This is a genomic window from Brevundimonas sp., from assembly GCF_018608325.1.
Classification (GTDB): Bacteria; Pseudomonadota; Alphaproteobacteria; order Caulobacterales; family Caulobacteraceae; genus Brevundimonas.
On sequence record NZ_JABAZW010000148.1, the window covers coordinates 1,616 to 2,582 of the forward strand.

Consider the following 967-nt stretch of genomic DNA (forward strand, 5'->3'; position numbering starts at 1 on the left):
CCCCCAATCTGGCCGCCGTGGACTTGCCCGCCGCGCTCAAGGGCTATCGCGGCCCGGTCGTGGTGCTGGAGGCGACCCACGACACCACCCTGCCGCCCGCCCTCAGCCAGAAGCTTGTGCGCGATCTCAAGGCCGAGGGCGTCACCGTCGATCGCCTGGTCTTCCCGGACGCCGGGCACGGCGATGTCGGCGCCCAGCCGGAATTCCAGTCCCGTGTCGCGGCGGCTCTGGCGGCGCACCGACTGGACGACGAACCCGCCGCATCCTAGCGTAGCATTATGAATCGCATCGCCCTGCCCCTGATCGCCGCCGTCGCCCTTTCCGGCGCCCTGTCCGCCTGCGCGACCAAGCGTGAGCCGGTCACCTATGCCGAGACGGCCGCCGCCGCCGCGCGCGCCGCTGCTCAGGTCGAGGGTCAGGCGTCGCTGTCGCCGCAGGAGGTCTGGGATGCGGGCAATATCGCCTATCTGGACTGGAACGGCGCCCGACGCGGCTGGACCACGACCGAAAGCGGCCTGCAGTACCGCCGCGTCGGCAAGGCGCACCCGAGAAGCGCCCAACCTACGGCGACCGATACGGTCAAGGTTCACTATCGCGGGACCTTCATCGACGGGCGCGAGTTCGACAGCTCCTATTCCCGCAATGAACCGGCAGAGTTCCCTCTGAACCGCGTCATCAAGGGCTGGACCGAGGGCGTCGCCCTGATGCACGTCGGCGAAATCTATGAGTTCGTGATCCCCGCCTCACTGGGCTACGGCTCGCGCTGGGTCGGCGGCGGCGAGCTTCCGCCCAACTCCACCCTGCGGTTCAGCGTTGAACTGCTGGAAGTCAAACCCGCCGCCTGACGGGCTTGACGACGGCGCCCCTGCGGCAGAGGGTCGCACCTTCCCCTGAGTATCCGTAGAGCGTGAAATGAAGATCATCCGTCCCGCCGCCATGCGCGCCGCCGCCTGCACCAGCGTCGCGG

The 967-nt window shown here is 68.9% G+C and carries 2 protein-coding genes; both read left to right on the forward strand.

The window, feature by feature from the left end:
• On the forward strand, positions 1–269 hold a 269-nt coding region (locus tag QZ281_RS14720), incomplete at its 5' end, for a prolyl oligopeptidase family serine peptidase (protein ID WP_292229620.1).
• Between the two features lie 9 nt (positions 270–278).
• Positions 279–845: an FKBP-type peptidyl-prolyl cis-trans isomerase gene (locus QZ281_RS14725; RefSeq protein WP_292229622.1), complete on the forward strand. Its 567-nt coding sequence runs from the start codon at positions 279–281 to the stop codon at positions 843–845.
• The last annotated feature ends 122 nt before the right edge of the window (positions 846–967 follow it).

Coding starts and splice junctions, on each gene's coding strand:
- QZ281_RS14725 (WP_292229622.1), top strand. CDS start 279: ATGAATCGCATCGCCCTGCCCCTGATCGCCGCCGTCGCCCTTTCCGGC.